This is a genomic window from uncultured Cloacibacillus sp., assembly GCF_963926575.1.
Lineage (GTDB): Bacteria > Synergistota > Synergistia > Synergistales > Synergistaceae > Caccocola > Caccocola faecigallinarum.
Map to the genome: position 1 here is coordinate 181406 of NZ_CAWUXW010000003.1, position 23379 is coordinate 204784.

Sequence of the window (23379 nt, forward strand, 5' to 3'; positions counted from 1 at the left end):
ATAAAGAGCCGCTCCTCTAAATTACTAGCGGAGCGGCTCTTTGGTATAGTGCCGATATTTAAGTAGGATTAGTTTGTACCTAACCTCGCGCTTCTGCGCTCTTCAAGCTTTGCCACGCAAACCGTGCCGACCAGGTCGCCGAGGCAGTTTACCGTCGTGATGCCCATGTCGAAGAAGCGGTAGAATCCGGCTAAAAGTCCGGCGAATTCCGTCGGAAGCCCGAACGTTCCAAGAATCATCATAATCTTTACGACTCCGCCGCCTGGAATTCCGCTTCCGCAGCTTGACAGGAGCAGAGCGACGAGGATTATATGAATCAGCGTTCCCGTGCCGAATTCTATGCCGTTCATCTGCGCGACAGTTATAAGTACGCAGCTGAAGGCCATGCAGAGCCCGTCGTAGTTAAGCGTAGCGCCGAGAGGAATGGAGAAATTGGAAATACTGTCGGGGACATTGAAAACCTCACGTGCAGTCTTTATGCTGTTGGGAATATTGGCCGTGCTGGAGCATGTGGCAATCGTAAAAGACCATACTGGAGTTGCATCGCGCAGAAATTTGAATATGTTCATATGTGCGAATACGAGCAGAGACAAACCATAAACTATGAGTATCTGAGCACCGAGACCGATGTAGAACGTTCCGAAGAATTTGGCCATCGTCGTGAAGACGGAAAGTCCGTACTTGCCGAAGGAGTCTGCCATTAGGCACAGAACGCCTATCGGAGAGAGGTTGATTATCATTCGGAGGTATTCGTTGATAAGCGCATTTAACGCATCGAAGCATCGCAGGACGCGCTGTTTTTTCTCGTTGTCCTTAATCTTGATGACGGCTATACCGAACATGATACCGACAACAAGTGTTCCTAAAACATCGCCGTTACTCAAGGCTTTAAATAGATTTGACGGGAATAGGCTTGTGAAAAAGCCTTGTACACTTAAAGAGACTGTCTTAATTGAATTAGATGCATTTTCCACGGCCATCATGCTGAATCCGACACCGGGTTTGAAGATAAAAGCAATTATGAGCCCGATGATAATAGCCATGACGGTAGTTATCATATAATACGCGATGATTCTTGACGCTACACGTCCGAGACTGGAGAGATCCTGTTGGTTCCCTATTGAAGTAATAACCATGCATAAAACGAGTGGAATCATAATGAGCTGAATACAACTAAGCCATATTGTACCTATAAACTTCAACTCACATGCAGTTTCTCCTAAAACGAGACCGATAATTGCCCCGAGTATGATTGCGCCTACATTAAGATATACGCTTTTAAGGTTTGATGCTTTGCCTGCCATAATGAGTCTCTCCTTTCATATTTACAATGATGCGTCATAGCCGCGTATGATCGCCGCAGCTTGTGAAATTTGTTCATCTGTATTATTGCGGCAGAATACTATGCGTGCGTGATTGTCACCGGATACGCTAAGCCACACTCCGAGCTTTTTTATTTCTTCTACAACCTCGGAGGATGTTTTGCCGCTTTTCTCTATGTCCAGAATAATTATGTTGCTCTGTATGCTTTTGGGAACAGATATATGTTTCATTCCCCGTAGAAGTTCAAGACATTCTTTTGCGCGTCTATGGTCTTCTGCGAGGTCAGAGATTTGATGCTGAAGTGCGTAGATACCGCATGCCGCTATAACGCCAGCCTGGCGCATCGCTCCTCCCATAAGTTTTCTCGTTGCGGCTGCTTTCACGATAAAGTCATGAGTGCCGCACAGCATCGAACCTATAGGTGCGCCGAGACCCTTTGAAATGCAGAACATTATACTGTCTGCATAATGGCATATTTCTTTTACCTCTAAGCCAGAGGCGACGGATGCGTTGAACAGACGCGCGCCGTCCATATGGATGGGGACGTTAAATTTATCCGCCAATTTGCGGATAGCTCTCAGCGCGTCAAGCGGGATGAAAGTGCCGCCTGCACCGTTATGTGTGTTCTCGATACACATCAGTTTTATGTCGTGTTCCTCCAACGCTCTTTCCACATCAGCGACGTTTGGATAGCCATCGCCGGTAAGATGATAGAACACGGGATTAAGCTGCCCGAATCTTGCATCAAAGCAAACTTTTTCAGTACGATACAAATGCTGCATTGTGTCAATGAGCACGTTGTCGCCAGGCGCGCAGTGCGTCAGAAGCGAGACTGTGTTTCCCATCGTGCCGGACGGCAGCAGAATCGCCCTCTCCTTGCCGGTTATCTCGCAGGAAATATCCTCAAGGCGGCTTACGGTTGGATCTCCTCCTCGCGCATCTCCGTCAAGTCTTCCGGAGTCGCCAAGCGGCGCGGTCAGAATAGTTTCCAACATCTCATGACTCGGTAGCGTAAGAGTGTCGCTTCTTAAGTCAATCATGCTATCTCCTCGCTTTCTATTTTGCACGGATTAGTGATGCATTTCTCTATTGACTAATTTAAACGCAGAACTATGATATAATCAAATATAAATTAGAATATACATACTTTGATAAATATCAATAATTATGAAGAAGGGAGTTTATGAAAATGTTTGAACATAGAGAGTACGTCTACGCAGTTTATAAGGAGCGAAGCTTCAGCAAAGCCGCCGAAAAACTTTTTGTTTCTCAATCTACGCTTAGCCTGATGGTGAAGAAGGCGGAAAAAGCTTTGGGCGCACCTCTATTCAACAGAAAATCAAACCCTCTGTCTCTCACTCCATTGGGGGTGGAGTATATTCACGCGATAGAACAAATACACCGCCTGGAAGGCGAGATTGATCAGTTCATAAACGACGAGCAAAATCTGCAAAGAGGAACGTTGACGATAGGCGGGCATAATTTCGGGCTGAATTATTTTCTCCCGCAGAAGATAGCCCAATATCATAAGCTTTATCCTAACGTAAACTTAAGAATTATCGAGATGAATACCGTTCACGGAAAGCACGGGCTTGACGAGGGTGAGCTTGATTTTGTCGTCACGAACAGGAAATATGATTCAAAAATATATGAACAAAAAGTTTGCGACAGGGAGAGCCTCGTTCTTGTTGTCCCTAAAAGATTTCCCGTTAATAATGAATTAGCGGATAAAGCGCTTAGGCGCAGCGAGCTGGGAAATGCTGTCTTTGACGTGCCGTCCGATAAGGCCGTCGATTTATGCGCATTTCAGGAAGTTCCGTTTATCTTACTGAGCGATTCCAATTATTTGCGCGAATGTACCAATATGCTTTTTCATGAAAGCAAATGCATGCCTTCCGTCATTTCTGAGATGGAACAATCATCCGTATCTTATAATTTTGCGAAAATGGGAATTGGAGCTACTATTTTGAGCAATAGGCTAGTAGAGAACGATGCGGATAACGACAGTGTATGTATTTATAAAATCAAGAGTGAATATGTTACAAGAAACACCTATATAAGTTATAGAAAGGGCAGTTATTTTACCTTTGCTATGAGAAAATTTTTGGAAATGATTTTAACCCGTTAGGTTATGTTGTTGATGTTAGAATGCTATCGGACAAAAGCTGTTGCATAGAGTAAAATAAATCCGATATAAGGTCATATGCGCTGAGACTGATTTATGTTTCAGTGCATTTTGATTGCATGTATTGTTAAGGAGCAGATATATCAGCGAATGATTAAACGTCTCGCACCGGACATTTCCACAAGGATAGCGGCGGGGGAGGTCATCGAGCGGCCTTCTTCGGTTGCTAAGGAGCTTATCGAAAACTCGCTCGACGCGGGGGCGAAGTCGATTTCGCTCTACACTGAGCAGGGCGGCAAAAGCTCGTTCGTCATCGAGGACGACGGCTGCGGCATCGCCTTTGCGGAACTGCCGCTCGCCGTCGAGCGCTACGCGACGAGCAAGATAAGCACGCTCGACGACCTCGAGAACATCGCGACGCTCGGCTATCGCGGCGAGGCGCTCGCGAGCGTCGCCGCGGTCTCGCGCATGGAGATACGCAGCCGCGCCGCGGGCGCGGAGACTGGCGGCCTGCTGCGCTGCGAGGCGGGGCGGATTACGCTCCATTCGGAGACGCCAGCGAAGCCCGGGACGCGGATACAGATAGACGACCTTTTCTTCAATTTACCCGCGCGGCGCAAATTTCTCAAAAGCTCCTCGGCGGAGCTGCGCCGCATCATTCAGATAGTCAACGACTACGCCCTTATACACCCTGAGGTCTCCTTCCGCGTGCAGGAAGAGGGACGCAAAATTCTCGAATATTCCGCCGCCGCGTCGATCGCCGAGTGCATCGAGCGCCGCTGGGGGAAGCAGACGAAGATTTTCTATTCCGCCTCGGCGCAGGGAGCCGTTTCTGCGCGCCTGTGGTGGAACCCTATTCCCGACTCGCGGCGCGTCGTCGTGATGCTCTTCGTCAACGGGCGGCGCGTGCAGGATTCCGCGGTGCGCGCGGCGCTGACGGCGGCGGAGGGCGCGGCCTACGGGGAGTGGGCCGTGATGATAGACCTGCCGCCGCACGACGTGGACGTAAACATCCACCCGACGAAGGAAGAGATACGCTTCCGCAGAAGCCAGGATATCTTCAAAATCGTCTACGACAACGCGCGGGCAGTCTACGCGCAGCGCCATTCGATAACCTCGGGCGGCGCGTCGCCTCAGCCTGCGCCTTTGCCCGGCATGCCCGCGCAGTCGTCTGAACAGCCGGCGCAGCCGCCGGTCTCGTTTTACCCCTCCGGCGCGCAGCCGTGGAACCTAGTCTCGAAGAAGGCCGCGCCCTCATACGCCTCGCGCGTCGCCTCGCCTGTCGAGAGCGTCTTCTTCCCCGCAGAAAACGACGAGCCGCGCGCGGAAGTTCCGCAAATTCAGACGAAGAGATACGTCGGGCAGAGCGCCGAGGGATTCCTGATTTTCGACTTTCCGGAGGCGCTCGCGATAATGGACCCGCACGCGGCGCACGAGCGCATACTTTTTGAGGAAATATGCGAGAGCTTCAAAGACAACGTCGCGACGCAGGGGCTGACGCTGCCGATGGAGATTCCCGCCGCGGTGCGCCCCGAGGCCGCGCTTTACGAAAAGGAGCTCGCGGCGCTGGGCTTCGAGACGGCGGACGGAATGGTGACGGCTGTGCCCGCGATACGCGGCAAGGGACACCTTTCGCCGGTCGACATGCTGCGCTCGGCGCTGCGCGGAATAGAGACGGAGCGCGACGCCGCTAAGCGCGACCGCGAGGTATGGTGGCGCATGGCGCGCCTCGCCTGCCGCGACGCGGTGAAGCTTGGGCGGCGCTTCGAGCCGGAGGAGGCCGCGGAGCTGCTCGCGCGCCTCGAGCGCTGCGAGACGCCATACACCTGCCCGCACGGAAGGCCGACGGTCTTTATAATAGAAAATAAAAAACTTCGGGAATGGTTTGAAAGATGACGAAAGAAAAAATTCCGGTAATCGCGATAATAGGGCCGACCGCCGTCGGCAAGACTGAGTTCAGCCTCTCGCTCGCGAAGGAGCTGAACGCCGAGGTCATCTCAGTCGACTCGCGGCAGGTCTACCGCTATCTCGACGTCGGGACGGACAAGGTCTCGCGCGAGGTGCGCCGCGAAATCATTCATCACCTGATAGACATTGCTGACCCGGACGAAATTTATTCCGCCGCCGACTTCGCGCAGGACGCGGACGGCGCGGCGCGGCGCATCATCGCGCGCGGGCGCGTGCCTCTGCTCATCGGCGGCACGCCCTTTTATTACCGCGCGCTCTCGGGCGCGCTTTCGGAGGATTTGCCGAAGGACGAGGCCGTGCGCGCGCAGCTCGCCGCGGAGATAGAGGAGCGCGGCCTCGCTGCGCTTCACGACGAGCTTTTGGAAATAGACCCAGAGGCCGGCGCGAGGATACACCCGAACGACCCCGTGCGCACGATGCGCGCGCTCGAGATTTTCAGGATAACGGGGCGCAACGCGAGCTGGTGGTACAAGGAGCAGCAGAAGATGGAGTCGCCGTACGACATCTTCTACATCGGCCTCACGCGGCTGCGCGCGAACCTATATCAGAATATCGAGCGCCGCGTCAAGGAACAGTTCGCGAGCGGCTATCCAGAAGAGGTCGAGTGGCTGCTCAACAACGGCTACTCGCCGTCGCTGCCGGCGCTGCAGGGCTTCGGCTACCGCGAGCTCGTGGACTACCTCGCGGGGCGCTGCACCTTCCTTGAGGCGATAGAGGGCGACATACGCTCGACGAAGGCCTTCTCGCGCCGCCAGACGACGTGGTTCAAGCACTTCGAGCCCGCCGTGTGGTTCGACTTCGACGAAATCTCGAAGGCCGAGGCGCTGCGCCGCGCCGTGCCGCTCTGCCTCGCGCACCTGAACGGGGAGCGCGCGCAATGAAGGTCATAACGGCCGACCCGACCGGCCTCTGCTTCGGCGTCAAGCGCGCTATAACGACGCTCGAGGAAGAGCTGCGAAAATCGCCAGCCGTCTACGCGCTCGGCAGCCCGATACACAACCCGCAGGAGATAGCGCGGCTCACGGAGATGGGGCTCGTCGTCGTCGACAAGCCCGAAGACGTGCCTGACGGCGCGGTTTCGTTCGTGCGCGCGCACGGCGTCCGCCCCGAGGTGCTCGACGCGCTGCGGCGCAAAAGCTCGAAAATGGTCGACGGCACATGTCCTTTTGTAAAAACGGCGCAGGAAAAGGCAAAATCGCTGTCACAAGAAGGCTATATCGTGATAATATTAGGTAATGCGGCGCATCCTGAAGTTCAGGGAATTATGGGATATGCGTCGGGGGAGGTACACGTCCTCGCGTCAGCGGACGAAATACCGCCGGGGCTGAAAGGCAGGCGCTGCGGCCTGCTGAGCCAGACGACGCAGCGCGTCGAGACGTTCTCCGCGCTCGTGGGCGCTTTCGTGCCGGTATCTCCCGAGCTGAAGGTTTATAATACCATTTGCCGGGCTACGCTGGCTCGCCAGCAGTCCGTCTGCCGCCTCGCGCGGGAAGCGGACGGAATAATAGTCCTCGGAGGCAAAAACAGCGCGAACACTCGCAAGCTCGCCGAGATAGCCTCCCTTTCGGGAGTGCCGTCGCTCTGGATCGAGCACGCGGGCGAGCTGGACGGGAGGTGGCTGGAAAATAAGAGCAGCGTAGGAATAGCCGCGGGCGGAAGCACGCCTGACTGGCTGATAAAAGAACTTATTCAAAAATTAGAGAAGATGTAAGCAGGAGGATGTTGGGTATGGTTGACGAGCTTCACAACGAAGACGTAATCGAAACGCAGGAAAAGAAGAAACAATGGAAGAAATGATGCAGCAGTACGATGTGATGGGCGATTTCCACCGCGGCAAGGTCGTCGAGGGGACAATCGTCGATACACAGGAGGACGGCTGGCTCGTAGACGTGGGCTACAAGTGCGAGGGATTCCTCCCGCGCAAGGAGTGGACCCACCGCGTGCTCGTGGAGGAGACTCCCGAGCCGCAGAACGGCGATAAGGTCCGCGTCCAGATAACGAACATCAATCAGGGCGAGGACGCGCAGCTCGGCCTCTCGCGCTGGCGCTGCGAATTCGACGAGCGCTGGAATAAGCTCGAGGAAGAGGCGGAGAACAACGAGACGATCAACGTCAAGGGCCTCCGCAAGGTAAAGGGCGGCCTCATCGTAAACTGCTGCGGCATCGAGGGCTTCATTCCCATCTCGCACCTCACGCAGGAAGGCCGCGGAGTCAACCCGGGCAACCTCGTCGGACAGGAATTCCCCGTCAAGCTCATCGAGAAGGACCGCAGAAAGCGCCGCCTCGTATTCTCGCGCCGCAGCCTCATCGAAGAAGAACTCTCAAAGACTCGCCAGGCCTTCTACGAGCAGGTCCATGAGGGCGACGTCCTTGAGGGCGACGTCAGCAGCATCACTTCCTTCGGCGTTTTCGTCAACCTCGGTGCCATGGAAGGGCTCGTCCACATCAGCGAGCTCGCGTGGCAGCGCAACGCCAAGGCCAAAGACATCGTGGCCAAGGGCGACCATGTGAAGGTCAAGGTCATCGGCATCGACACGGAGAACAACCGCGTTTCCCTCTCGATCCGCCAGACCCTCGACGATCCGTGGAACACCGTCGCCGAGCGCTGGACGCCTGGAAAGACGACGGAAGGCACCGTCACCAACCTGACCGACTTCGGAGCTTTTGTTGAAATAGAGCCCGGCGTGGAAGGACTCATCCACATCGGCGACCTCAGCTGGACCCGCATCAAGCACCCGAAAGAAGTGCTCAAGAAGGGCCAGAAGGTCGAAGTTTCCATCATAGACGTAGACAAGGACCGCAAGCGCATCAGCCTCGGCTACAAGCAGCTCCACGATCCGTGGAAGAACGCCGCCGAGAAGTACCAGAAGGACGCCGAGGTTCCCGTGAAGGTCGTCAGAATCGCCGACTTCGGCGCGTTCGTCGAGCTTGAAGAGGGCGTCGAGGGACTCATCCACATCTCGCAGCTTTCGAGCCAGAGAGTCGAGAACCCGAGAGACGTGCTCACCGAGGGACAGGAAGTCACGGCCCGCGTGCTCGAAGTCAACCCGACCGAGCGCCGCATCCGCCTGAGCCTCCGCCCCGCTCACGAGGAGCCCGCGAAGCGCGCCCCGCGCGACGAGCAGCCGCGCGAGCGCTTCCAGCAGGACGACCAGCCGCGCCGCGACGAGCGTCCGCGCCGCCGCCGTCCCGACGGTGACCGCAGGAGACAGGAGAACCCCAACAGCCAGCTCCCGCAGGAAGAGATGAACTTCACGCTCGGCGACTTCCTCAAGAACCGCGAGAAAGAAGACGCCTAACGCAGGCACAACGCCGTAAACCCGCGCCCGCGCTCGTTCCCTTGAGCGCGGGCGTTTTTTACGTTAGAATATCTTAAAAAAAGCGACGGGAGGTCAATTTATGGCCCTTAGGACTATATGCGTTTATCCCAACCCCGTTCTCCGCGAGGAGACGGAGGAGGTGACTGTGTTCGGCGACGAGCTCAAGGCGCTCGTGGCCGACATGTGGGAGACGATGTACGCGAACGACGGCATCGGCCTCGCGGCCCCGCAGGTAGGCGTCTCGAAGAAGGTCATCGTCATCGACTACAAGGACGACAAATACGTGCTCGTGAACCCCGTGATACTCTCCGAGGAAGGGGAGGTGACGGGCGAGGAAGGCTGTCTCAGCTTCCCCGGCATCTATGAAAAGGTCGTCTCGCCCGAGAAAATGACCGTGACCTACAAGGACGAGAACGGCGAAGAAATTACGCGCGAGCTCGAAGGATTCATCGCGCGCGTATTCTCCCACGAGATAGACCATCTCAAGGGACGGCTGCTCATCGACCGCGTCTCTACGCGCTATCTCAGAGTAAAGATCGCGCGCCGCGCTGCGGAGGAGAAATGACGAAGCTTACGGCGGCCTTCCTCGGCTCCGGACATTTCGCCGCGCGCTGCCTCGAGCTAATATCCGGGCGGCTGCGCCCCGAATGGGTGCTGACGAACGCGCCGCGCGGAGCGGGGACGCGGCCTCGCGCTGCGCAGCACGCCCGTCTGGGAGCTCGCGCAGAAGCTCGGCCTTCCATCCTACACGACGGAGCGCCTTTCCGCCGACGCGGAGCGCGTCGAATGGATAAAGGCCAACGCGCCGGACGTCCTGCTCGTCATAGACTTCGGACATATAATCAAGGAGCCGGTGCTCAGCGCGGCGAAGTACGGCTGCCCTAAACATCCACCCCTCGAAGCTGCCCGAGTACCGCGGCTCCGCGCCGCTCCAGCGCGCGCTGATGGACGGGCGCGCGAACACCGCGGTCTCCATATTCCGCCTCGACGCGGGGATGGACTCCGGCCCGATACTCGCGCAGCCGGAGCTTGAAATCGCGCCCGAGGACGACTTCGCCTCGCTCGCGGAGAAGGCGGCGAAGCTCGGCGCGGAAACGCTGCTGCATTACCTCTGCGACGTGCCGCCGGACGAATGGCGCTTCACGGCGCAGAACGAGGATGGCGCGACCTACGCGCCGAAGATAGACAAAGCAGAAGGAAAGATAGACTGGACGCGCCCCGCCGCCGAAATCGCGGGACAAAATACGCGGCATCGGCGCGGCGCCCGGTGTGTTCTGCACGGTGCGCGGCAAGCGGCTGCGCATATACAGGGCCGAAGCCGTCTCCGGCTCCGGAGTGCCCGGGACGTACGCGGTGCGCGGCGGGAGTACCGTGCGTCGCATGCGGCGAAGGGCTTCTGCGCCTCGCCGAGGTACAGCCCGAGGGCAAGAAGCTCCAGCGCGCGGAGGACTGGGCGCGCGGCCTGCGCGTGAACGAGGGCGAAAGCCTCGAATAGGAGAGACGCCATGACGGAAGCTAAAAATCCACTCCGCAACATATTAAAGAGCGAATTCCCCTACAAGGGGCATATAATCGACGTGCGCGTCGACACGGTGAAATTCCCGTCGGGCGCAGAAAAGCTGCGCGAAGTCGTGCTGCACAGCCCGGCCGTCGCGATGCTCGCCGAGGACGCCGATGGCGGGATATTCCTCGTTAAGCAGTACCGCCACGCGGTGGACGAAGAGAGATATACGAAATCCCCGCTGGCCTCGTCGAAGAGGGCGAGTCGCCGAGGAGACTGCGGCGCGCGAGCTCCAGGAGGAGATCGGGCGCAGGCCGGGGCGCATGGAGAGGATCGCCGAGCTCTACTCGTCGCCCGGCTTCACGACCGAGAAGATAACGATGTTTTACGCGACGGAGCTCTCCGATTCCAAACTGCCCGAGGACGACGACGAATACATAAAGGTGCGCAAATTCTCGCCCGCCGAGCTTGCGTCGCTCGTCGCGGAGGGCGGCGTCAAGGACGGCAAGACCCTCGCCGCCTACTACTGGCTCCTCGCGCGGAAGGCGCAGATATGATCCGCGCCGCCGCGGACGACCCTGGAACGTACCGCCGAAAGATTCGGCGACTACATAAAGCTCGAGCGCGCCTGCAGCGAGAACACGAGGCGCGCCTATCTCTCCGACCTGTCTATATGGACGGCGTGGTGCCGCCGGAATTCGCGCGACCCGCTCGACGTGCAGGCGGACGCCGTCTCGCGCTTCCTGCTCGAAGCGCAGATAGAGGGGCGCAAAAAAAAGCTCCGGTCCAGCGACTCGGCGCGGTCCTGCGCTCCTTCGCGAAATTCCTCCAGTACGACGGGCAGACGGACAAGGTGCCGCGCCTCTCCCCGCTTCCGTCTCGCGAGGAAAAAACTTCCCGAAATACTCAACGAAAACGAATCCAGAGAATAAACAACGCCTGTGAGGACGGCACGGCGCTCGGCAAACGCGACCGCGCCTACATAGAACTCGCATACGGGGCCGGAATGCGCGCCTCGGAGCTCTGCGGCCTGCGGCTGCGCGACCTCGACCCCGGCAGCGGGATTTTATACGCGCGAGGCAAGGGCGACAAGGAGCGCGCCGTCCCCTACATGGGCGCGCCGCGCCGCGCCGTCGAGGAATATATAGCGGAATATCGCCCTCAGCTCGACAAAAACAAGGCCGAATGGCTGTTTTTATCGCGCAACGGCAAGCAGCTCCACCGCGAGACGCTATGGGTTATCCTGCACAAGCGCGGCGAGGCCGCCGGAGTGCCCGCGAAGCGGCTTCACCCGCACGTGCTGCGACACACCTTCGCGACAGTCCTCATCCGCAACGGCATGGACCAGAGGACGCTGCAGGAGCTGCTCGGACACAGCTCGATAATGACCACCGAAAAAATACACTCATCTTGATTTAAGCCTGCGCGACTACTACGACCAATACCACCCGCGCGCAAAGTAAAGGAGGAAACGCGATGTACTACTGGGACAAAGTCGAAGAAGCGCTCAAATATATCGAAAAGAAAACCTCCGTCAGGCCGGAGGCCGCCGTCATACTCGGCTCTGGCCTCGGCCGCGCCGCGGAGAGCATAGAGGAACCGGAGATAATCCCCTACGAAGACATACCCTACTGGCCGCGTTCCACCGCGCCGGGCCACGCGGGCCGTCTCGTGCTCGGACGCCTCGGCGGCAAGACCGTCGCCGCGATGCAGGGGCGCGTGCATTACTACGAGGGCTACAACATGCAGGAGGTCACCTTCCCGATGCGCGTCCTCGCCTGTCTCGGCGTCAGGGCGCTCGTCGCGACGAACGCCTCGGGGCGCGTCAACACCGACTTCCGCCCCGGCACGATAGCCGCGATAACGGACCACATAAACTTTATGGGCGTCAATCCGCTCGCCGGCGTCAACAACGACAAGTGGGGGCGTCCGCTTCCCGGACATGACGGAGGCATACGATAAAAAATTCATAGAGACGCTCGAACGCGCGGCGCGCGAAGAAAACATCGAGCTCAAAAAAGGTGTCTACATAGCCTTCAGCGGCCCGTCCTTCGAGACGCCCGCCGAGGTGCGCATTGGCGCGCATCATGGGCGCGGACATGGTCGGCATGTCCACAGTGCCCGAGGTGCTCGTCGCGAACCACATGGGCGTCCGCGTCCTCGGCATCTCCTGCGCCGCGAACTACGCCGCCGGCATCACGCAGGAGAAGCTCACCCACACGGAGGTCCTCGAAGTGATGGAACGCAGCGGCGGCGGCCTGTCGCGGCTTGTGGAACGTTTCCTCGCGGAGGCGGAACTATGAGCTTCAACATGATAGATTTTATCGAGAAAAAACGCGACGGAGGGCCGCCACACGAAGGCCGAGTTCGACGAGCTCATCCGCGGCGTAATGGACGGGAGCGTGCCGGCCCTACCAGACTGCGGCGTGGCTCATGGCCGTCTACTTCCGCGGCCTCGACGGCGGCGAGCTGACGCATTACACGGACGCGCTCGCGAAATCCGGGCGAGACCTACTCCTACCCGCCCGAGATGCGCGTCGTAGACAAACACAGCACAGGCGGCGTCGGCGACAAAACGACGCTCGTCCTGCTGCCGCTCGCGGCGGCCTGCGGCGCGCACGTCTCGAAGCTCTCCGGCCCAGGCCTCGGCTTCACGGGCGGCACGGTCGACAAGCTCGAATCAATTCCCGGAATGCGTATGCACCTTGAGCCGGACGAATTTATATCCCAGATGAAAAAAATCGGCTGCGCCATATCGGGCCACTCGCGCCTGCTCGCGCCCGCCGAAGGAAAATTCTACGCGCTGCGCGACGTGACTGCGACTGTCTCGATGGTGCAGCTCATAGCGGCGAGCATCGTCAGCAAAAAAGCTCGTCGGCGGAGCCTCCGGCTTCGTCTTCGACGTGAAATGCGGCAGCGGCGCGATTCATGGAAACCGAGGACAAGGCGCCGCGAGCTTGCCCGCGAGCTTGTCGCACTCTCGAAAAAATTCGGACGCAAAAGCGTCGCCGCGATAACTAGCATGGAAGAGCCGCTCGGCGAATGGGTAGGCAACGCCGCCGAGGTCTACGAAGCTATAGAGGTGCTCAGCGGACGCGGCCCCGCCGACACGCGCGAGCTCTGCGTCGCGCTCTGCGGCCTCATGCTCGAAGTCGCCGGAATCGCGAAAGACCGCGAGGAAGGCGCGGCGCTTGCGAAAAAAAGCGCTCGACGACGGACGCGCGCTTGCCAAATTCGGCGAAGTGATAGCCGCGCAGGGCGGCGACGCGGAGGTCCTGCGCAGGCCGCTTGAAATACTGCCTGCGCGCGAAAAAAATCTTCGAAATAAAAAGCGACGCGGACGGTGTCCTCTCCGAGCTCCGCGCGCGCCCTGTGGGCGAAGCGCTGCGCGCCCTCGGCGGCGGCAGAATGAAGCTCGACGACAAAATCGACCACGCCGCCGCGATACGGCTCAAAGCCAAGACAGGCGACGCCCGTGCGCAAAGGCGATACGGTGATGGAGCTGCATTACAACGACGAGGCGAAGCTTGCGGAGGCGCTCAAATACATCGACGGCTGCTGGAAAGTCTCGGAAACGGCGGAAAAGCCGAAGCTCATCGCGGAATACATATACTAGCCTGAATTTGAAAAGACGGCGGCGCGCGGCGGAAAACCCCGAAGCGCGCCGCTTTTTCGTGCGCGCGCGCCGGGCCGCCGCGCCGCGCACTCCCGACATAATAGAAGAACTCATTTCTATCTCACGGGAGGAAACCAAAATGTGCAGACAATACGCCTACATCCGCGTCTCGTCGAGAGAACGCGCTATCTCAGAGTAGCGCGCCGCGATGCTGGAATACGGCGTCCCGGAGGAAAACATCTACCTCGACCGGCAGTCGGGCAAAGACTTCGAGCGCGGCGGCTACAGGCGGCTCATACAAAAACTCCGCCGCGGCGATACCCTCGTCGTCAAAAGCATAGACCGCCTCGGACGCAACTACACCGAGATACTCGAGCAGTGGCGGCTCATCACGAAGAAAAAACAGGCCGAAATAGTAGTCCTCGACATGCCTCTGCTCGACACGCGCCAAAGCCGCGACCTCACAGGCGTCGTAATCGCCGACATCGTGCTCCAGCTCCTCAGCTACGTCGCTGAAACCGAGCGCGCCTTCATCCGTCAGCGCCAGGCCGAGGGCATAGCCGCGGCACAGGCGCGCGGCGTGCGCTTCGGCAGAAGGCCGAAAGAGCGCCCAGAAGACTTCGAAATGCTGAAAACAGCCTGGGAAAACGGCGAAATCTCAGCGCGCGGAGCCGCCCGTCGGCTTCATGTAGACCGCGGCACATTCAAAACGCTGGACCGAAGCCGCGTGAAAAAACACAAAACGCGGCGGACGACCAAAGCGGCGCGGCGCAGCCCCTAAATATCCGAAAAGACAAAAGGCAAAGCCGCGGCGCGCGCAATACGGAGCGTGCGAAAAACGCCCGCGCGTTGGAACGCCGCAGTCCGCCGCGGCGCAAACGCAGCCCCGCGCCCAAAACGCCGCCGTTCCTTGCGAACCGCCGCCATTTCTGATAAACTGTACTAGTCATCTCACGGAGGTGCGTTTCAGCTGGTGCTGGGCCCGGACTTCAAATCCGGTGAGAGGGGTTAATAGCTTCTCTGGTAGGTTCGATTCCTACACGCCTCCGCCATGAAAGACCAACGGCTCGGAGCATTCACGCTTTGAGCCGTTTTTATTTTGCCTTTAATTTGGGAAAGCATCTGGAAAACCTTCGCCGTTGGTTTTTCGCAGGGATAAGATTTCAGGACAGAACGCAAAAAGCGGCGAAAAAAGCATACTTTCTTCACCGCTCTCTCATATCTTCAAAAACTTTCATCATACACATTAAAACGACAGCTAAAACCGTCGTTTCAGCTTCCATATATTGTGCCAAGCCTCCGCCCAAATGTCAATCTCGAAGCGGCGAAGAAAGTATAGGTTCTTCGCCGCGCAGGATAAACAAGACGAGATACGAAGGAGGCGGCAGGCAGTGATAGACCTATTCGAACACAACCAAACTGTATACGAAAAAGTCTGCTTAATGCTCGCCGCGCGCGGCAAAGCCGCCGTCGTCCACCCCACCGGAACGGGCAAATCCTTCATCGCATTCAAGCTCGCGGAGGATAACCCGTCATCCCCGTGTCTTGTGGCTGTCGCCGAGCGAATACATTTTCCGCACACAGATGGAAAACCTGAAAAGAGCCTGTAACGTCGAGTTCTCAAACATCTCGTTCCTGACCTACGCAAAACTCATGCTGGCAGACGAAGAGACAAATAAAGGAGTATGCGCCCAACTACATAATCCTCGACGAATTCCACCGCTGCGGGAGCCGAGATGTGGGGCAAAGGTGTAGATAGACTTTTATTCCGTCTATCCTCAAACTCCCGTGCTCGGGCTTAGCGCCACAAATATCCGTTATCTCGACAACCACCGCGACATGGCCGACGAACTCTTCGACGGCAACATTGCCTCCGAAATGACCTTAGGCGAAGCCGTAGTCAGAGGCATCCTAACGCCTCCCGAATACGTCCTGTCTATCTACTCCTGCTCCAAAGATATAGAAAAATACCAGACGCGCATCCGCAAGGCAAAAACAAAAGCCATGCGCGACGAAGCACAGAAAAAACTCGACGCCCTCCGCCGTTCACTGGAAAACGCCGAGGGCTTAGACGTAATGTTCCGGAAGCACATAAAAGACAGCGAAGGCAAATACATAGTCTTCTGCGCGAACGTCGAGCACCTGCGCGAGACCGAGACGCATATACACGAGTGGTTCTCCGGAATAGACGGCAATCCCAACATATACAAGGCTACTCCGAAGACGCGGAATCGTCCAAAGCCTTCGATGCTTTCCGCAGCGACTCATCGTCTCACCTGAAACTCCTTCTCTGCATAGACATGCTCAACGAAGGAGTACACATAGACGGAGTATCCGGAGTAATTCTCCTGCGTCCCACCGTATCGCCCCATCATCTACAAACAGCAGATAGGCAGAGCGTTAGCCGCAGGCAGCAAGAAAAACTCCGTCATCATAGATGTGGTAAACAACATAGAAAACCTCTACAGCGTTGCGGCGATCCAACAGGAAATGACCGACGCCATAAACTACTACCGCGGCATAGGCCAGCCGGACAGAATAGTCAACGAGACATTCACCATAACCGACGAAACCAGAGACAGCAAACAGCTCTTCTGCGAACTCGAAGAGACCTTGTCCGCCTCATGGGATTCGATGTACCTGCTGGCAAAAGACTACTACGACAAGCATCACAACCTTGAAATAGAAAGACGCTACATGACGCCCGAAGGCTACGCCCTCGGCTCATGGCTCAACACCCAGAGACGCGTCCGCTCCGGCAAAATTTGCGGGATACTCACCGAAGAGAGAATAAGAAAACTCGACGCCATAGGCATGGACTGGCGCGGCAAATACGACCTCGCATGGGACAAGTACTACAACGCCCTCTGCAAATACAAATACGAGTTCGGCAACATCGACATAAAAGCCAACTACGTCACGCCCGACGGCATAGAACTCGGCGCATGGATATCCAACCTCCGCACGGCAAAAAACAGCCGCCGCAGAGGCTATTACCTCACCGACGAGCGCATAGCCATGCTAGACAAGCTCGGCATGATATGGGACAAGCTCGACTACCAGTGGGAGAAAAATTACCATGCCTGCGTCGAATATTACAAAGAACACCGCAGCCTCGACATCCCCGCGCATTACGCGACGAAAGACGGCCTCCGTATAGGCGCGTGGATACGCAGAATGCGCAAAGCGAGAGACGGACGACTCAAAGGCGCGCAGCCGCTTACGCAAGATCAGATTCGGCGCCTCGACGCCATCGGCATGGACTGGCAGGACTCATTCACTCAAAGATGGGAATACGGCTACGCCAAAGCCAAAGAATACTACGCACAGCACAGCAACATAGACGTGCCGGCGACATACGTGACCGAAGACGGCTTCCCGCTCGGCAAATGGCTCAAAGGCCACGTACAGATAACGACAAAACGGGACGGCTTTCTATAAAAGTAACCGCGGAGCGCAAAGCAAAGCTCGACGCCCTCGGCTTCAAATGGGACGCGGAAGACTCATGGGCCAAACGCATAGCCGCCTGCAAAGAATACAAAGCCGAACACGGCGACCCTCAACGTCTCGCAGCAATACGTGACGCCAGACGGCATCTGGCTCGGCAAATGGCTCTACGAATGCCGCAGAGCCTACAAAGGCGAGCCCAACCAGAGGCAAAAGAGCCTGACCGACGAACAGATACATGAACTCAACACCCTAGGCATGGACTGGCGCACGCCCGCGGAACAGGCATGGGAAGAAAAATACAAAGCCGCCGCGGAAATGCTTGAAAAAATGAAACGTGCCGAAAACAAAACATACGTAAAAGCGGAATACCCGCCGAGCCACAGCCTGCGTCAGTGGATAAGCAGGCAGAAAAGCCTCCTGCGCCAAGGAAAGCTCACAAACGAGCAGATAAACAAACTCCACGCGCTGAATGTGACGAGTACACCTATCTCGAAGGTGTTATAGACGTTGGGCGAGCATAGCATAACTGGAGATGCAGAAAAGATGAAAAAAACGGATAAGCGAATTCTACTATCCTACCCGCACATGAGCGGAGACGAGCTAAGGCTTGTAAAAGACGCATTTGAATCAAACTGGATAGCGCCCCTCGGCCCGCAAGTCGACGCCTTTGAAAAAGAGACAGCCGCGTACGCCGGTGTAAAATCAGCTCTTGCGCTCTCAAGCGGAAGCGCAGCCATCCACCTCGGGCTTCGTCTGCTTGACGTACAAGCCGGAGACACAGTCTTCTGTTCCGCACTCACGTTTATAGCTTCAGTAGCGCCTGCAATCTACCAGAACGCCGTGCCTGTATTCATAGACTCCGATGAAGAGACTTGGAATATGTCTCCGGTCGCTCTTCAGAAAGCATTCAACGACGCGGTAAAAACAGGCAAAATGCCGAAATGCGTAATAGTAGCCGAACTCTACGGACAGCCGCCCAAAATGGACGAAATATGCGCCATATGCGATAAATACAACGTACCCATACTGGAAGACTCGGCTGAAGCTCTGGGCGCCATATACGACGGCAAAAAATGCGGCTCCTTCGGCAAAGTCGGGGTATATTCCTACAACGGCAACAAAATAATAACCACCTCCGGCGGCGGAATGCTCATATCCGATGACGAACAATACATAGACAAAGCCAGATTCTGGTCCACCCAGGCCAGAGACAAAGCGCCGTGGTATGAACACACTGAAATAGGCTACAACTACAGAATGAGCAACATACTCGCCGCCATAGGCAGAGGCCAGATGCTCCACCTTGAAGAACGCATAGACAGAAGAAGATCCATATACAGGAAATACAAACAGGAACTCGAAAAAATTCCGGGCATAAAACTCATGCCCGAAACGCCGAAATGCCGTTCCATCCAATGGCTCACGGCGATAACCGTAGACAAAGAAACAACCGGCAAAACATTCATGGACGTAATCAACTACTTAAACGACATGAACATAGAAAGCCGCCCTGTATGGAAGCCGATGCACCTCCAGCCGTATTTCATGGAAAGAAACGCTAAATACTTCCCGCACGGCGAAGGAGACGACGCAAGCGTGTCGGACAAACTTTTCAACACAGGCATCTGTCTGCCCTCGGCATCGGCTATGACCGATGAGGAGCAGGAGTATGTGATTGAAACGGTAAAAGAAGCGATAGCAAGATAAAGAGGAATAGGGAAAGAGCTACAGCAGAAAGCAGAACAATGAGCAAAGACAAGCCTATCCAGAAACTGCTCAAAAGAGCGTTCGACATATGCGGAGCGACTGCTGGCTTAATAATATTCTCCCCCGTGCTTCTCTGGACGGCGAACAGGATAAACAAAGAAATGGGCAGTCCGGTTTTCTACAACAGACAAAGAGCCGGCAAAGGAGGCAAACCGTTCAAACTCTACAAATTCAGAACCATGACCGACACGAGAGATGAGAACGGCAACCTGTTGCCGGATGCAGAGCGCATAACGCCTATAGGCCAAAAAATCCGTTCCTCCAGCATCGACGAACTGCCGCAGCTTATAAACGTGCTGTTTGGAGACATGAGCATAGTAGGGCCGAGGCCTCTGCTTCTCGACTACGTGCCTCTATACAACGAAGAGCAGAAAAGAAGGCTTGAAGTCAAACAAGGCATAACCGGCTGGGCGCAGATACACGGCAGGAACGCGACGACATGGGAAGAAAGATTCAAGAACGATATCTGGTACGTAGACAACTGGTCGTTCTTGCTGGACATAAAGATAGTAATGATGACGGTAAGCAGAGTGCTGAAGCACGAAGGAATAAGCGCAGAAGGCGATGCCACTATGCCGAGGTTCATGGGAAATGGTGGTTGTAATAAATAACATGGCTGATACCAAGGACCTAGTTATATATGGGGCTGGAGGACTCGGAAGAGAAATTCTGTCGCTGATACGCCGCGACTATGCTGACGAATGGAAGGTTGTTGGCTTTATCGTTGATTGTAGCGATAGGCCAGACGTGGTTGAAGGTGTTCCGGTGTTTTCTCCTGAATACCTAAAAACGGCTGGTTTGGCTGTTGTTTTCGGATTTGCAGATACACACCAGAAAAATAAACGGTTGATCCAATTAGAATGTTGTAACAACTTATCTTTTCCCAATATCTTGTCTAGGTACGCGATTGTCAGTCCAGATGCAAAATTAGGTAAGGGCGTTGTCGTTACAGATTTTTGCAATATCTCTACAAAGGCAACTATCGGCGATGCCGTATTCATTAATATGGGTACGCTTATAGGACACGATGCTGTGATAGAAAGAGCATGTTCTATTATGCCTCAATGTGCAGTTTCTGGATTTGTGAAAGTAGGGCAAGAAACGTTTATCGGAGCTCATAGTTTCATTATGCAAGGGAAAAACATTGGCAAAGATGTAACTATTGCTGCTGGTTCTGTCGTTTGCAGAGATGTTGATGATGGCGGAATTGCAATGGGCAACCCGGCGAAAGTTCTTAAAAGAAAGTAACTACGTAAGTGTATCGCATGATTTATACGATGTAACAAAGAGAGGATATTCTTTAACATGGATGTTAAGCAATTCATCGAAGAAATAGCCGAAATAATAGAAGCGGATCCAACGACGCTTACCTTAGACTCAGATTTCCGTGAATCAGCCGACTACTGGTCATCTCTCACCGGGTTCAGCATCCTCATCTTTATGCAGGACAGATGCGGCGTGAAAGTCTCTGTGGATGATTTCCTTGAGATGAGCACCATCGGAGATCTTTATAAGAAGGCTGCTGCGACTAAGTAGCTAGCGCCAATCGCTGAAAGGAATGTCATGACAGGTAATTTGTCTGTCGTAAGCGGTTTTTATAAAGAAGAAAATAAATAACAAGAATCTATGCTATATGACAATGTTATATGTTATTCAAAAATTATTAATTCTTGAATTATTGAGTTTATGTTGAATAGATCGATTTCTGAAAGGTTATTTTTATAATGAAACATATTTGGTGGATAAATCATCATGCAGTTCCTCCGATAGTGCCAGGCGGTACAAGGCACTATTCTTTAGCGAAAGAGATAATGAATCTTGGAGATTATAAAGTAACTATTATCAACGGTAGTTTTGACCATTTGACTCCGCATTTTGAGGAAGGCGCAAGATGGGGATCGGAACTCTCTGCTCCAGTACTGCGGTGTTATGATGGGGTGGATTTCTTATCATTGCCTACACCATATTATGAAGGCAATGCCTCGTTGGGCAGGCTAAAAAATATGTGGAGTTTTTACAAAAATGCTCAAAAATATTTGGGCACATGTATTCCTAATATTATTGATAGACCTGATATGATTATTGGCTCAACGGTACATCCTCTTGCGGCGTACGCAGGATATAAACTTTCGCAGCGTTACAACGTGCCTTTTATATATGAAGTACGCGACTTATGGCCTCTGACTTTGGTAGAGATTGGAAAAATATCGAAATATAATCCAGTTGCTTTAGCGTTTGGATATCTAGATAGAACTATGGCGAAAGCATCGGAGCTTATCATTACAACAGCCCCATTGATGCAAAATTATTATATTGATAATTATCAAATAGATGCAAGTAAGTTTATTTGGATAACGAACGGTTCCGATATCACTAAGGTACAAACTAGTGGTGATGATAGGATTGGGAATAATGCAGTTATCCGCATAGGATATACTGGGACTTTAGGTCTGGCAAATGGTATAGAGTTATTTTTAAAGAACTTGAATGAAGTGCATAAGGATGTATTAAAGCACTTTAATTTTACATTTATTGGTAATGGTATTAAAAAGCCTGAATTAATTACTTATTGTAAGAAATATTACTTGCCAGTTATCTTTCAGAGTGCTGTGCCTAAAAATAATATTGTTGATGTCTTAACACAATTTGATATGTTGTTAGTAATTGTTTTGCCATCACCCATTTATCGTTATGGAACTTCTCTTAATAAAATGGCAGATTACTTTGCGATTGGACGACCAATTATGATGATTGGCAACGTCGCGCAAAATCCAGTAATTGAATCAGGCGCTGGATTCATAGGAACAGACATAAATGATTTAGAAGCAATCCTAAAAAGCATTATTGCATGCTCGCCTGAAGATCTACAAAAAAAAGCAAATAATGCTAGGGCTTATGCTGCACTTCATTATGATTGGACACAATTATCTAAACGCTTGCTTGAAAAATTAAAGCCATTAATGCAAGGAGAGACAACCAGATGCAGCTATTAGAAAAAATTAGGTCCAGAACAGCACATATCGGTGTAATTGGTCTTGGCTACGTAGGCCTCCCATTAGCTGTAGAAAAAGCAAAAGCTGGATACAAAGTCTTAGGCTTCGACATCCAGCAGTCCAAAGTAGACATGGTAAACCGCGGAGAGAACTACATAGGAGACATAGTGGCGCAGGAACTGAAAGAACTCGTTGTGTCAGGCCATCTTTCAGCGACATCGGACTATGACCGTATTGCCGAATGCGACGTCGTAACCATCTGCGTGCCGACGCCTCTCGATAAATTCAAACAGCCGGATCTCTCCTACATAATCAACTCGGCAAACGAAATTTCAAAGCGTGTCCACAAAGACATGCTCGTAGTCCTCGAATCCACGACATATCCCGGCACGACCGAAGAAGTCGTCAAGCCAATACTTGAGCGCAGCGGCTTAAAAGTAGGCAAAGACTTCCACCTCGCCTTCAGCCCCGAGCGAGTGGACCCTGGCAACGCAAAATACAAAACCCACAATACACCGAAAGTAGTAGGCGGCTGCACGCTCGAATGTACAGAGATAGCGAAGACTATGTACAGCATAGTCCTTGGCGCGGACGTATTTACAGTATCCTCGCCCAAAGAGGCGGAAGCGACCAAAATCCTCGAAAACACCTTCCGCATAGTCAACTGCGCCCTCGCTAACGAAATGGCGATAGTCTACAACAAAATGGGAATAAACATCTGGGAAGTAATCGCTGCTGCGTCTACCAAACCGTTCGGCTACGTGCCGTTCTATCCCGGCCCTGGCGTAGGCGGCCACTGCATCCCGCTCGATCCGTTCTACCTTACATACAAAGCTAGGGAATACGACTACCACACAAGATTGATAGAACTCTCCGGCGAAATCAACGACAACATGCCGGACTACGTCGTAGAGCGTCTCATGGATATACTAAACGAAGAAGAAAAGCCGCTCAAAAACAGCAAAATAATGCTTCTTGGCGTAGCGTACAAAGGTGATATAGACGACCTTAGAGAATCACCCGCTTTAAAAGTCTGGGAAGAACTCGAAAAGAAAGACGCCAAAGTCGTCTACCACGACCCATACTGCAAAACCACGAAATGGAAAGGGCAGACAGTCGAATCTACAGAACTTACTCCTGAAACAGTTGCCTCATGCGACGCTGTAGTCATCACAACATGGCATAAACACAACGTAGATTATCAGATGGTCTTAGACAACGCGAAAGTGTTGTTTGACACTAAGAATGCTGTTGTTACGGCCTTAGGTGAGGAAGTATTAGCTTTCCCCAACTATACAAGGTTATAAATAGGTGCG

General features: G+C 54.2%; 26 protein-coding genes, 1 tRNA gene and 2 pseudogenes. 26 read left to right on the forward strand and 3 right to left on the reverse strand.

Annotated elements, in window-relative coordinates; all coding sequences use genetic code 11:
* Positions 1-68: 68 nt before the first annotated feature.
* A complete protein-coding gene (locus ABGT66_RS05915; protein WP_346689470.1) occupies positions 69-1304 on the reverse strand; it encodes a dicarboxylate/amino acid:cation symporter in 1236 nt (411 codons plus the stop codon).
* 21 nt (positions 1305-1325) lie between these two features.
* Positions 1326-2363: a threonine aldolase family protein gene (locus tag ABGT66_RS05920; protein ID WP_346689472.1), complete on the reverse strand. Its 1038-nt coding sequence runs from the start codon at positions 2361-2363 to the stop codon at positions 1326-1328.
* A gap of 143 nt (positions 2364-2506) precedes the next feature.
* Here ABGT66_RS05920 and ABGT66_RS05925 point away from each other — a divergent pair, with 143 nt between their 5' ends.
* The 7 genes and pseudogenes from ABGT66_RS05925 to ABGT66_RS05955 all read left to right on the forward strand — a co-directional run.
* A complete protein-coding gene (locus tag ABGT66_RS05925) occupies positions 2507-3451 on the forward strand; it encodes a LysR family transcriptional regulator (RefSeq protein ID WP_346689473.1) in 945 nt (314 codons plus the stop codon).
* Between the two features lie 147 nt (positions 3452-3598).
* Entirely contained in the window at positions 3599-5344 is a 1746-nt protein-coding gene (mutL, locus tag ABGT66_RS05930) for a DNA mismatch repair endonuclease MutL (protein ID WP_346689475.1), read from the forward strand.
* A complete protein-coding gene (miaA, locus tag ABGT66_RS05935; RefSeq protein ID WP_346689477.1) occupies positions 5341-6297 on the forward strand; it encodes a tRNA (adenosine(37)-N6)-dimethylallyltransferase MiaA in 957 nt (318 codons plus the stop codon). The genes mutL and miaA overlap by 4 nt, the downstream gene beginning before the upstream one ends.
* Positions 6294-7127 (forward strand): 4-hydroxy-3-methylbut-2-enyl diphosphate reductase, encoded by an 834-nt coding sequence (gene ispH / locus ABGT66_RS05940; protein ID WP_346689478.1) that lies wholly within the window; start codon positions 6294-6296, stop codon positions 7125-7127. Before miaA ends, ispH begins: the two co-directional genes overlap by 4 nt.
* 73 nt (positions 7128-7200) lie before the next feature.
* Positions 7201-8715, forward strand: coding sequence for a S1 RNA-binding domain-containing protein (locus ABGT66_RS05945; protein WP_346689480.1), 1515 nt, complete (start codon positions 7201-7203; stop codon positions 8713-8715).
* 100 nt (positions 8716-8815) lie between these two features.
* Positions 8816-9301 (forward strand): peptide deformylase, encoded by a 486-nt coding sequence (gene def / locus ABGT66_RS05950; RefSeq protein ID WP_346689482.1) that lies wholly within the window; start codon positions 8816-8818, stop codon positions 9299-9301.
* A 319-nt stretch (positions 9302-9620) separates the two neighbouring features.
* Positions 9621-10208: pseudogene (locus tag ABGT66_RS05955) on the forward strand (formyltransferase family protein); the annotation flags it as partial.
* 66 nt (positions 10209-10274) lie between these two features.
* Here ABGT66_RS05955 and ABGT66_RS05960 read toward each other — a convergent pair.
* The gene (locus ABGT66_RS05960; RefSeq protein ID WP_346689483.1) at positions 10275-10445 is read right to left on the reverse strand and encodes a hypothetical protein; all 171 of its coding nucleotides are present in this window, start codon (positions 10443-10445) and stop codon (positions 10275-10277) included.
* Between the two features lie 115 nt (positions 10446-10560).
* Between ABGT66_RS05960 and ABGT66_RS05965 the strand changes: the two genes are divergently transcribed.
* The 19 genes and pseudogenes from ABGT66_RS05965 (at position 10561) to ABGT66_RS06055 (ending at position 23370) form a co-directional block, all read left to right on the forward strand.
* Positions 10561-10794 carry an NUDIX hydrolase gene (locus ABGT66_RS05965; RefSeq protein WP_346689484.1) on the forward strand — a complete coding sequence of 78 codons (234 nt, stop codon included), beginning with the start codon at positions 10561-10563 and terminating at the stop codon, positions 10792-10794.
* 116 nt (positions 10795-10910) lie between these two features.
* A complete protein-coding gene (locus ABGT66_RS05970; protein ID WP_346689486.1) occupies positions 10911-11651 on the forward strand; it encodes a tyrosine-type recombinase/integrase in 741 nt (246 codons plus the stop codon).
* Between the two features lie 62 nt (positions 11652-11713).
* On the forward strand, positions 11714-12199 hold the full coding sequence (locus tag ABGT66_RS05975; protein ID WP_346689487.1) for a purine-nucleoside phosphorylase: 486 nt from the start codon (positions 11714-11716) through the stop codon (positions 12197-12199).
* Positions 12180-12248, forward strand: a pseudogene (locus ABGT66_RS05980) (hypothetical protein); the annotation flags it as partial. The gene ABGT66_RS05975 and the pseudogene ABGT66_RS05980, both read left to right, overlap by 20 nt.
* 64 nt (positions 12249-12312) lie before the next feature.
* A complete protein-coding gene (locus ABGT66_RS05985; RefSeq protein ID WP_346689489.1) occupies positions 12313-12540 on the forward strand; it encodes a hypothetical protein in 228 nt (75 codons plus the stop codon).
* 227 nt (positions 12541-12767) lie between these two features.
* Positions 12768-13529: a hypothetical protein gene (locus ABGT66_RS05990; RefSeq protein WP_346689491.1), complete on the forward strand. Its 762-nt coding sequence runs from the start codon at positions 12768-12770 to the stop codon at positions 13527-13529.
* Positions 13530-13712: 183 nt separating this feature from the next.
* Entirely contained in the window at positions 13713-13853 is a 141-nt protein-coding gene (locus tag ABGT66_RS05995; protein WP_346689493.1) for a hypothetical protein, read from the forward strand.
* Between the two features lie 208 nt (positions 13854-14061).
* Positions 14062-14634, forward strand: coding sequence for a recombinase family protein (locus tag ABGT66_RS06000; RefSeq protein ID WP_346689495.1), 573 nt, complete (start codon positions 14062-14064; stop codon positions 14632-14634).
* A gap of 174 nt (positions 14635-14808) precedes the next feature.
* Positions 14809-14905, forward strand: a tRNA-Sec gene (locus ABGT66_RS06005).
* A gap of 339 nt (positions 14906-15244) precedes the next feature.
* Entirely contained in the window at positions 15245-15463 is a 219-nt protein-coding gene (locus ABGT66_RS06010; RefSeq protein WP_346689497.1) for a hypothetical protein, read from the forward strand.
* 178 nt (positions 15464-15641) lie between these two features.
* Positions 15642-16133: a hypothetical protein gene (locus tag ABGT66_RS06015; protein WP_346689498.1), complete on the forward strand. Its 492-nt coding sequence runs from the start codon at positions 15642-15644 to the stop codon at positions 16131-16133.
* 159 nt (positions 16134-16292) lie between these two features.
* Positions 16293-17294 carry a helicase associated domain-containing protein gene (locus tag ABGT66_RS06020; protein ID WP_346689500.1) on the forward strand — a complete coding sequence of 334 codons (1002 nt, stop codon included), beginning with the start codon at positions 16293-16295 and terminating at the stop codon, positions 17292-17294.
* Between the two features lie 138 nt (positions 17295-17432).
* Positions 17433-17807, forward strand: coding sequence for a helicase associated domain-containing protein (locus tag ABGT66_RS06025; protein ID WP_346689501.1), 375 nt, complete (start codon positions 17433-17435; stop codon positions 17805-17807).
* Between the two features lie 3 nt (positions 17808-17810).
* Complete coding sequence (locus ABGT66_RS06030) at positions 17811-19010, forward strand: aminotransferase class I/II-fold pyridoxal phosphate-dependent enzyme (protein WP_346689502.1); 1200 nt, start codon at positions 17811-17813, stop codon at positions 19008-19010.
* Between the two features lie 38 nt (positions 19011-19048).
* Positions 19049-19681 (forward strand): sugar transferase, encoded by a 633-nt coding sequence (locus ABGT66_RS06035; protein WP_346689504.1) that lies wholly within the window; start codon positions 19049-19051, stop codon positions 19679-19681.
* On the forward strand, positions 19662-20318 hold the full coding sequence (locus ABGT66_RS06040; protein WP_346689506.1) for a NeuD/PglB/VioB family sugar acetyltransferase: 657 nt from the start codon (positions 19662-19664) through the stop codon (positions 20316-20318). The genes ABGT66_RS06035 and ABGT66_RS06040 overlap by 20 nt, the downstream gene beginning before the upstream one ends.
* Before the next feature lie 57 nt (positions 20319-20375).
* The gene (locus ABGT66_RS06045) at positions 20376-20606 is read left to right on the forward strand and encodes a phosphopantetheine-binding protein (protein WP_346689508.1); all 231 of its coding nucleotides are present in this window, start codon (positions 20376-20378) and stop codon (positions 20604-20606) included.
* A 188-nt stretch (positions 20607-20794) separates the two neighbouring features.
* Positions 20795-22063, forward strand: coding sequence for a glycosyltransferase family 4 protein (locus ABGT66_RS06050; RefSeq protein ID WP_346689509.1), 1269 nt, complete (start codon positions 20795-20797; stop codon positions 22061-22063).
* Positions 22051-23370: a nucleotide sugar dehydrogenase gene (locus ABGT66_RS06055; protein ID WP_346689511.1), complete on the forward strand. Its 1320-nt coding sequence runs from the start codon at positions 22051-22053 to the stop codon at positions 23368-23370. The genes ABGT66_RS06050 and ABGT66_RS06055 overlap by 13 nt, the downstream gene beginning before the upstream one ends.
* Positions 23371-23379 lie beyond the last annotated feature (9 nt).

Coding starts and splice junctions, on each gene's coding strand:
- ABGT66_RS05915 (WP_346689470.1), bottom strand. CDS start 1,304: ATGGCAGGCAAAGCATCAAACCTTAAAAGCGTATATCTTAATGTAGGC.
- ABGT66_RS05920 (WP_346689472.1), bottom strand. CDS start 2,363: ATGATTGACTTAAGAAGCGACACTCTTACGCTACCGAGTCATGAGATG.
- ABGT66_RS05925 (WP_346689473.1), top strand. CDS start 2,507: ATGAAAATGTTTGAACATAGAGAGTACGTCTACGCAGTTTATAAGGAG.
- mutL (WP_346689475.1), top strand. CDS start 3,599: ATGATTAAACGTCTCGCACCGGACATTTCCACAAGGATAGCGGCGGGG.
- miaA (WP_346689477.1), top strand. CDS start 5,341: ATGACGAAAGAAAAAATTCCGGTAATCGCGATAATAGGGCCGACCGCC.
- ispH (WP_346689478.1), top strand. CDS start 6,294: ATGAAGGTCATAACGGCCGACCCGACCGGCCTCTGCTTCGGCGTCAAG.
- ABGT66_RS05945 (WP_346689480.1), top strand. CDS start 7,201: ATGGAAGAAATGATGCAGCAGTACGATGTGATGGGCGATTTCCACCGC.
- def (WP_346689482.1), top strand. CDS start 8,816: ATGGCCCTTAGGACTATATGCGTTTATCCCAACCCCGTTCTCCGCGAG.
- ABGT66_RS05965 (WP_346689484.1), top strand. CDS start 10,561: ATGGAGAGGATCGCCGAGCTCTACTCGTCGCCCGGCTTCACGACCGAG.
- ABGT66_RS05970 (WP_346689486.1), top strand. CDS start 10,911: ATGGACGGCGTGGTGCCGCCGGAATTCGCGCGACCCGCTCGACGTGCA.
- ABGT66_RS05975 (WP_346689487.1), top strand. CDS start 11,714: ATGTACTACTGGGACAAAGTCGAAGAAGCGCTCAAATATATCGAAAAG.
- ABGT66_RS05990 (WP_346689491.1), top strand. CDS start 12,768: ATGCGCGTCGTAGACAAACACAGCACAGGCGGCGTCGGCGACAAAACG.
- ABGT66_RS06000 (WP_346689495.1), top strand. CDS start 14,062: ATGCTGGAATACGGCGTCCCGGAGGAAAACATCTACCTCGACCGGCAG.
- ABGT66_RS06035 (WP_346689504.1), top strand. CDS start 19,049: ATGAGCAAAGACAAGCCTATCCAGAAACTGCTCAAAAGAGCGTTCGAC.
- ABGT66_RS06040 (WP_346689506.1), top strand. CDS start 19,662: ATGGTGGTTGTAATAAATAACATGGCTGATACCAAGGACCTAGTTATA.
- ABGT66_RS06045 (WP_346689508.1), top strand. CDS start 20,376: ATGGATGTTAAGCAATTCATCGAAGAAATAGCCGAAATAATAGAAGCG.
- ABGT66_RS06050 (WP_346689509.1), top strand. CDS start 20,795: ATGAAACATATTTGGTGGATAAATCATCATGCAGTTCCTCCGATAGTG.
- ABGT66_RS06055 (WP_346689511.1), top strand. CDS start 22,051: ATGCAGCTATTAGAAAAAATTAGGTCCAGAACAGCACATATCGGTGTA.